Here is an 8,245-nt window from a genome sequence, read left to right as displayed (position 1 = left end):
GTGGGCCGGCGCGCCGCGACAGCGTGCCGCTCCCCGCGCGCCGGCGTGTTCCTGGTTTTCGTCACGTCGTATCGATCTTCGTATGGAGTCGCCGCGCGCGGCCACACCGGTAGCCCGGGCGGCCAGCGACGCAAAACGTCAGATGATACAAAATATCAACCCGACACGTCAGGAATTTGTCAGGTTGTGCCGACCGCCCTGCCGACGGGCGTCGCGCGCCGTGCCTACAACGGGAAACTGAACTGCACCCACAGCTTGTCGCCCTGCGGCCGGTTGCGCACCGCGAACTCGTGCTGGTATTTCACGACCACGCCCGACGCCGGCCCCCACATGTAACGCAACTGCGGGCCGATCGCGACCGATTGCCCGCGAAAGCCGTCCGACGCGACCTTGACGCCGTCCTGCGTATCGTCGGTGAACTGCTTCAGGAACGTGCCCTGCACGCCGAGCTGCACGCGCCGGTCGATCGAATAGCCGATCAGGTAGTCGAGCACGGCGACCGCCCCCGAGTGGTACCGCGTCGCATGGTTCGGCGAATTCAGCTCCAGCAGCGTGGTCGTCGAGATCTCCCAGTCGCGGCCCGGAAACCAGGTCGTGCTGACGTACGGCAGGAACGCATACGTGTTCAGCCCCGTGTTCGCGATCCGGTTCGCCGCATACGCGCCGGTCGGCACCGCGAACGACGGCGAGAAGAACGCGAAGAAGGTCTTCGAGGCGTTCGCATAGTTGAGCATGAACGGCTCGAGGATCACGTCGCCGAGCGACGTGCGGTTTCCCGTGCCGCCCGGCGTCGACAGATGCAGGTGCACGATCGGTACGATCGCGCTGCTCGACAACGAAAACGGCCCGAAGGTCGCGCCCCAGGTGTGGACCACGCGCGGCGTCTGAGCGACAACGCTCAGGTGGAACCCCGGCACCGCGCTGCCGCCGTCCGGCCCGGCAAACCGGTTCGATGCCGAGTACAGCGCATAGTTGAAGTACTGCGTGTTACCGGGCGGCGGAAGCAGCCCGTTCAGCACCGTGTTGACGCCGAACGGATAGCTGATCTGCCCGTTCTCCGTGGCCGACGCCGGAACCTGGATGGCTCCAGCGATCAGGAGTGCCAACGGCACCCGTCGCAATGCGAATTTCATGTCGTCTCCAGACCGGATTGTTATCGTGTAATCGCGAGCCGGGCATCGCAGGCCCGGGGAGACGCAATGTAAAGCGCACGACAACGGCGAAAAAGACGACGTTCGGGAGAACAGTTCTCCGTCACACGGAGAAATGCGCGACGGTGCAGCGCCGGCCTGCGATCAGCGGCCGACTTCCTTCCATTTGCGCGCGAGCCCGAGGCGTTCGAACCGTTCGATCAGGAACTCGGTGAACACGCGGATCTTCGCCGGCTGGTGACGGCGGCTCTGGTACGCGATGTTGACGGTGAGTGCCGGCAGTTGCCAGTCAGTGAGCACCGGCACCAGCTTCCCCGCGACGATATCGTCGTGAATGATGTAGAGCGGCTGGATCAGGATGCCGAGCCCGGCCAGCGCCGCGGCGCGGATCACCTGCCCCTCGTTCGCATCGAGCACGCTCTTGATCGTGACCGACTGCTTCTTCGCGCCGTGGCGGAAATGCAGCACGTACGGATCGTTCGCGAGGTTGTAGACCAGCAGCCGGTGATCGCACAGCGCATCGGGCGTCGCCGGCGCGCCGTGCTTCGCCAGATACCCGGGCGACGCGGCCAGCACGCGCCGCGTCTCGGCGAGCTTGCGCACGGTGATGCCCGAATCCGCTTCATGCTCGCGCGTGCGGATCGCCACGTCGATGCCGGCCTCGATGAAATCCGGATAGCGGTTCGCCGCGACGATCTGTACGTTCAGGTTCGGGTAGCGCCGGTGGAACTCGGGCAATGCGGGCGCGATATAGATCGACGCGAACGAGACCGAAGCGGTCACGCGCAGCGTGCCGGCCGGATTGACGCTCGCTTCGTTGACCGCCGCATCGGCTTCCGACAGTTCCATCAGGATCGCGACGCAGCGCCGGTGATATTCATGCCCCGCATCGGTCAGCCACAGGCGCCGCGTGGTGCGCTCGACGAGCCGCGCACCCAGCCGTTCCTCCAGCGCGTTCAGGCAGCGGCTCGCCGCCGCGCTCGACATCCCGAGCCGCTCGGCGGCCTTCGACAGGCTGCCCAGTTCGGCGACCTGCACGAAAAATTCGATCTGCGTCCACTTGTCCATGCGTTCGATTCTTCCACTTGGCGGAGAACAAAACTCCTCCAAACCATCTTTTTTACGATTCAAGGAGGAATTAATGTTACGTCAACGCGCCATCCAACGACATCAGGAGACACCCCCTATGCGCAATCTCAACGAAGACACCATCACGCAAGCCGTGATCGCGTCGCTGGGCGGCTGTCGCGACGAGCGGTTGCGCACGGTGATGACCAGCCTGGTCCAGCACCTGCACTCGTTTGCCCGCGAGACGAAGCTCACCGAAGCCGAATGGCAGACCACGATCGGTTTCCTGACGGCGGTGGGCCACATCACCGACGACAAGCGCCAGGAGTTCATCCTGCTGTCCGACGTGCTCGGGCTGTCGACCCTCGTCACCGCGCAGAACCATGCGAAGCCGGCCGGCTGCACGGAGGCGACCGTATTCGGTCCGTTCTACGTCGAAGGCAGCCGCGATTTCGGGATGTTCGACGACATCGCGAACGGCGCCTGCGGCGAGCCCTGCTTCGTGTCGGGCCATGTGCGCGGCATCGACGGCATGCCGATCGCGCACGCATCGCTGGAAGTCTGGCAAGCCGACGAGGACGGGCACTACGACGTGCAGCTCCCGGCCGACGACGGCTCGGTCACGCACCGCGCGCGCGGCCGCCTGCGCACCGGCGCCGACGGCCGTTACGCATTCCGCTCGATCCTCGCCGAACCGTATCCGATTCCGCACGACGGCCCCGTCGGCGCGATGCTCGATGCGCTCGGCCGTCATCCGTGGCGCCCCGCGCACCTGCACTTCATGATCGAGGCGCGCGGCTACGAAACGCTGATCACGCACGTGTTCCGCGACGGCGACCGCTATCTCGACTCCGATGCGGTGTTCGGCGTACGGTCGACGCTCGTTGCGGACTGGGTGCGGCACGCACCCGGCATCGCACCGGATGGCTCGCGCATGGACACGCCGTTCTACACGCTCGATTACGACTTCGTGCTCAATCCCGCGGAGCGCACCGCATGATCCGCCACGTCGTGATGTGGAACGTCGCCGGCGCGACCGAACCCGAGCGCGCGGTGGCACGCACCACCGTCAAGACCGCCTTCGAAAGCCTGCGCGGCCGGATTCCGGGCATGACGCACCTCGAAGTCGGTGCGGATTTCAGTGCGGCCGATTACGCGTGCGACCTGATTCTCGTCGCCGACTTCGAGTCGCGCGAAGCACTCGACGCTTACGCGACGCATCCCGAACACACACGCGTACGAGACGCACTGACGGGCCTGCGCATCGCGCGCCACCAGGTCGACTACGCAACGGAGTGACGACGACATGAACTTCATCTACCAGGCCCGCCCCGCCCGCGTGATCTTCGGCGCAGGCAGCCTCGAGCATCTCGAACGCGAAGTGCTGGAACTGGGCGCGCAACGCGCGATCGTGCTCTGCACGCCGGAACAGCGCGACCTCGCGCAAAGCATCGTCGAGCGGCTCGGTGCGCGCGCGGCCGGACTCTACGATCGTGCGACGATGCACGTGCCGATCGAAATCGCCCGCGATGCGCAGGCGTTCGCCAAATCGTGCAATGCCGACTGCGCGATCGCGATCGGCGGCGGCTCGACGATCGGCCTCGGCAAGGCAATCGCACTCGAAAGCAGCCTGCCGATCCTCGCGATACCGACCACGTACGCCGGCAGCGAGATGACGCCGATCTACGGCCTCACCGAGGGCGGCCTCAAGCGCACGGGCTCCGATGCACGTGTCCTGCCGAAAACGGTGATCTACGATCCCGCGCTCACCGTCACGCTGCCCGTCGAGCTGTCCGTGACGAGCGGCCTCAATGCGATCGCGCACGCAGCGGAAGGCCTCTACGCGAACAACGCGAATCCGGTGATGAGCCTCGTGGCCGAAGAAGGCATTCGCGCGCTCGCCCGCGGCCTGCCCGGCGTGCGGCGCGACCCCGCCGATCTCGACGCGCGCAGCGACGCGCTCTACGGCGCGTGGTTGTGCGGCATGGTGCTCGGCAACGTCGGCATGGCGCTGCACCACAAGCTGTGTCATACGCTCGGCGGCAGCTTCAACCTGCCGCACGCGCCTACCCACACGGTCGTGCTGCCGCATGCGCTCGCGTACAACGCCGCGCACGCGCCGGACGCGATGCAGCGGATCGCCCGCGCGATCGGCACGAACGACGCCGCACGCGGCCTCTACGCACTGGCGCTCGACAACGGCGCGCCGGTCTCGTTGAAGGCGATCGGCATGCAGGAAGCCGACCTCGATCGCGCCGCCGATCTCGCGGCCGCCAATCCGTACTGGAACCCGCGCCCGATCGAACGCGACGGCCTGCGCGCGCTGCTGCAGGACGCCTTCGACGGCAACCTGCCCGGCTCGACCGCGCGCTGAATCGAACACACGACAGACCAACAAACGCCCCCGTCATGGAGACACCCCGCATGAATACCGAATCGAGCGCCCACGGCGACAGCACCGTCGAACACTGTGACGTCGCCATCGTCGGCTACGGCCCGACCGGCCTCGTCGCCGCATCGATGCTGGGCCGCGCCGGCCATCGCGTGATCGTCCTCGAACGCTGGCCGACGCCCTACGGCCTGCCGCGCCTCACGCACATCGACGGCGAAACCGCACGCATCGTGCAGGCGAGTGCCGACGTCGATCACGCGCTGCGCAATGCGAAAGCCGTCGACACCTACCACTACCGCGATGCGAACGGCGACCTGCTGCTCGAACTGAACTGGACCGGCCGCGCGTGCGGCTATCCCGCGCACATCTCGATCTACCAGCCCGACATCGAGGACGCGATCGATGCGCGCGCCAGCACCTTCAAGAACGTGACGATCCTGCGCGGCTGGGAAGTCGACACGCTGCTGCAGGACGACGACGGCGTGACGCTGACCGCGCATCCGGCGCGCGGCAGCCAGGACGCGCAATGGACCGGCGCGCCGCGCGCCATTCGCGCCCGCTACGTGATCGGCGCCGATGGCGCGAACAGCTTCGTGCGCCGCACGCTCGGCATCGAACGATCCGATTTCGGCTACAACGAGCGCTGGCTCAATCTCGATTCGGAGAACAAGCGCGACCTGGGCGACTGCTGTGCGCGCACGACGATCTACTGCGATCCGGCGCGCGCATACATGCACATGCCGATCGGCACGAAGCGCACGCGGTTCGAACTGCGCGTGCTGCCGGACGAATCGACCGCCGAATGGGAAACGGAAGAAGCCGGCTGGAAGTGGCTCAACGACCACTACGGCTACGGCCCGGACGACCTGAAGCTGCTGCGCCACGTCGTCTACACGTTCGAGACGCGCATGGCCGAACGCTGGCGCGCCGGCCGCGTGCTCCTCGCCGGCGATGCGGCGCACACGATGATGCCGTACATGGGACAAGGCGCGTGCTCCGGCATGCGCGACGGCATCAACCTCGCGTGGAAGCTCGACCTGGTGCTGACCGGGCGCGCCTCCGCCGACCTGCTCGACACGTTCGAAGCCGAGCGTCGCCCGCATGTGACCGCGATCACGCAGATGTCGCTGTTTCTCGGGCAAGTCGTCAACGAGGACGATCCGCGCAAGGTCGCCGAGCGCGACGCGGCGTTCCGCTCCGGCAACATGCCGCCGATGCCGCCGTTCCCGAAGCTCGACCACGGCATCCTGCACGACGAAGCCGACGGCACGCGCCAGCCGACGACCGGCGCACCCGCGCCGCAGGGGCGCGTGCGCCGCGGCGCGGCCGAGGGCCGTTTCGACGATGTGGTCGGCCGGGGATTCCAGCTCGTCGCGCGCGAACACCCTTCCCGCTACCTCGACGACGCGCAGCGTGCGTTTCTCGCGCGGCTCGGCTGTCACGTGGCCGTGCTGTCCGACGACGTGAGCGCACCCGATGCCGTGGTCGACCTCGACGGCGAGCAGCAAGCGTTCATGCAGGCACACGGGATCGGCGCGTATATCGCTCGGCCCGATTTCATCGTGTTCGGTTCGGTGGCCGACCTGCGCGACCTCGGCACGCTCGTCGATGCACTCCGCGACAAGCTGCACTGGTCCGCGGCGTCGACCGAGCCGTTCGCGGCTTCGGCGGCCTCGGCGGCCGTCACTCACGCCTCGTAAAGGAAACCTACGCATGACGACCGAACTGTCACCGTTCGCGCTGTCCCTGCAACGCGCGATGCCCGTCACGCGCTTGCTCGACTGCGGAATGGACCATGCGGACGCAATGGCGCTGCACGCGCGCACGTCCGCGGGCGAACCGTGGGACGTCGCGGCCGAAGCACTGGCCGACGCGCAGCTCACGCGTGCCGCGCAGGCGGCGGAAGCCGGCCACCTTGTTACGGCCGCCGACGCACAGGCGATGGCGATCGCGAACCTGCTGTTTGCGCAGATGGCGTTCAATCATGATGTGCCGCGCAAGCGCGCGCTCTATGCGCGGCTCGTCGACGCGTCGCACGGTCTCGCGCGCTGGTCCGACAAGCGCATCGAACGCGTCGAAGTGCCGTTCGACGATGCGCACCTGATCGGCTGGCTGGTCCGGCCGCCGACCGAACGCGTCCGCGGCACCGTCATCCTCTTCGGCGGCCAGAGCGGCTGGGGCTTCGCGTACTGGCCGATCGCACGCGCGCTTGCGGCGCGCGGCATCGCCACGCTGCTCGCCGAGGGGCCGGGCCAGGGCGAGACGCGGCTCGAACAGCGGATCTTCGTCGACGTCGACATGAGCGCCGCATATCGACGCTTCGTCGATGCTGCCATCGATCGCGTACCCGGGCCGATCGGCATCTGGGGGAACAGCATCGGCGGGTTGTGGGCCGCATCGACCGCTGCAAGCGACCAACGGATCGCCGCCTGCTGCGTGAACGGCGCACTCGCGGCGCCAACGCTGCTGCCGTTCCGCACATTCGTCGAACAGGCTGCGGCCATGCTCGGCAACGACGATCCCGATGCGGTTGCGGCGAATTTCGCGCGGATGAGCTTCTCGTCCGAACGCGACCGCATCGCGTGCCCGCTGCTGGTGCTGCACGGCGGCGAAGATCCACTGATCCGGCTCGACGATCAGCAACCGTTTCTCGATGCGGCGACGTCCGGCGAGGCGACGCTCAAGGTCTGGCCGGACGGCGAGCACACGATCTACAACCACGCGTCCGAGCGAACCGCGTTCGTCTGCGACTGGTTCGTCGAGCGGTTCGCGCAAGCTGCGGCTGAATGATCACGCGTGCGGGGTCGACCGTGCGAACGGCCGACCCCGCGCGCGACATTACGACTTCGCGCCGCCGTTCTCCACCACGCCGTCGATTTCCGCATGCGTGAAGCCGTACTTCGCCATCCGCTCGCGATGATCGGCCGAGCCGAGATACTCGCGCAGCTTCGCGTTCACGGCCTGCACGAGCGTGTCGCTGTTCTGGCTGAACGAAAATCCGCCCACGGGCGCGGCCTTACCCGCCCCCCGCTCGTGCGAAACGGCCTCCAGTCGCGTGTCCGTGTCGGCGACCGCGCGGGCCCCGATCGCGGTGCTCGCGAACGCGTCGACCTGCCCTGCAAGCAACGCGGCCACTGCGTCGGGTTGATCCTTGAAGATGACGATCTGAGCGTCGCGCACGCCGGCCGCCCTGGCCGAATCGATCTGCACCTGGTCGGTCACGCACGCCAGCCGCGCATCGCTGCGCGCCGCGATGGCCGCGTAGCTCGTCAACTGTTTCGGGTTGCCGGCCTGCAGCACGAAGCCGTCGCCGATCGCCCACACCGGGACGCTGAACGTCACGTGCCGCGCGCGTTCGGCCGTCACGAAGATCGGCACGTTCATGTCCCAGCGCCCGGCCTGCACGCCCGGCAGCAGCGCCTCGAACGACGTCGGGTGATATTCGATTTCCGTCACGCCGATCGCGCGCAGCACCACCTCGGCCACCTCGACATCCGCGCCGGTCACGGTACCGTCTTCTGCCGTCCAGTAGAACGGCGGCTCCTCGATGTACGCAATCCTTACCTTCATGGTGTCACTCCTGACGTTCAATGATGTTCGTCGCGCCCGGACGCCGGGCCCCCGATTCATGTAA

8 protein-coding genes are annotated in these 8,245 nt (G+C 67.3%); 5 read left to right on the top strand and 3 right to left on the bottom strand.

All coding sequences use genetic code 11. From position 1 onward, the window contains the following. Positions 1–224: 224 nt before the first annotated feature. A complete protein-coding gene (locus G3N93_RS02050; protein ID WP_174941353.1) occupies positions 225–1,133 on the bottom strand; it encodes a transporter in 909 nt (302 codons plus the stop codon). Positions 1,134–1,295: 162 nt separating this feature from the next. After that, positions 1,296–2,219, bottom strand: coding sequence for a LysR family transcriptional regulator (locus tag G3N93_RS02045; protein WP_089430918.1), 924 nt, complete (start codon positions 2,217–2,219; stop codon positions 1,296–1,298). A 118-nt stretch (positions 2,220–2,337) separates the two neighbouring features. Here G3N93_RS02045 and G3N93_RS02040 point away from each other — a divergent pair, with 118 nt between their 5' ends. The 5 genes from G3N93_RS02040 to G3N93_RS02020 are packed head-to-tail and all read left to right on the top strand — an operon-like array spanning position 2,338 to position 7,401. After that, the gene (locus G3N93_RS02040; protein ID WP_206132208.1) at positions 2,338–3,219 is read left to right on the top strand and encodes an intradiol ring-cleavage dioxygenase; all 882 of its coding nucleotides are present in this window, start codon (positions 2,338–2,340) and stop codon (positions 3,217–3,219) included. Further along, positions 3,216–3,518, top strand: a complete 303-nt coding sequence (locus G3N93_RS02035) for a Dabb family protein (RefSeq protein WP_174934753.1) — start codon at positions 3,216–3,218, stop codon at positions 3,516–3,518. Before G3N93_RS02040 ends, G3N93_RS02035 begins: the two co-directional genes overlap by 4 nt. 7 nt (positions 3,519–3,525) lie before the next feature. Further along, the gene (locus G3N93_RS02030; RefSeq protein ID WP_206132207.1) at positions 3,526–4,593 is read left to right on the top strand and encodes a maleylacetate reductase; all 1,068 of its coding nucleotides are present in this window, start codon (positions 3,526–3,528) and stop codon (positions 4,591–4,593) included. A 50-nt stretch (positions 4,594–4,643) separates the two neighbouring features. Continuing rightward, positions 4,644–6,311, top strand: coding sequence for a bifunctional 3-(3-hydroxy-phenyl)propionate/3-hydroxycinnamic acid hydroxylase (locus tag G3N93_RS02025; protein ID WP_206132206.1), 1,668 nt, complete (start codon positions 4,644–4,646; stop codon positions 6,309–6,311). Positions 6,312–6,324: 13 nt separating this feature from the next. Then, complete coding sequence (locus G3N93_RS02020) at positions 6,325–7,401, top strand: S9 family peptidase (protein ID WP_206132205.1); 1,077 nt, start codon at positions 6,325–6,327, stop codon at positions 7,399–7,401. Positions 7,402–7,449: 48 nt separating this feature from the next. On the opposite strand, the gene G3N93_RS02015 is transcribed toward G3N93_RS02020, so the two are convergent. Then, complete coding sequence (locus G3N93_RS02015; RefSeq protein ID WP_206132204.1) at positions 7,450–8,181, bottom strand: transporter substrate-binding domain-containing protein; 732 nt, start codon at positions 8,179–8,181, stop codon at positions 7,450–7,452. Positions 8,182–8,245: the final 64 nt, after the last annotated feature.

The sequence above is a fragment of the Burkholderia sp. Se-20378 genome (genome assembly GCF_017104665.1).
Lineage (GTDB): Bacteria > Pseudomonadota > Gammaproteobacteria > Burkholderiales > Burkholderiaceae > Burkholderia > Burkholderia lata.
Note: the sequence above shows the minus strand (reverse complement) of the source record. Positions and strands in the feature narration are given on the sequence as shown.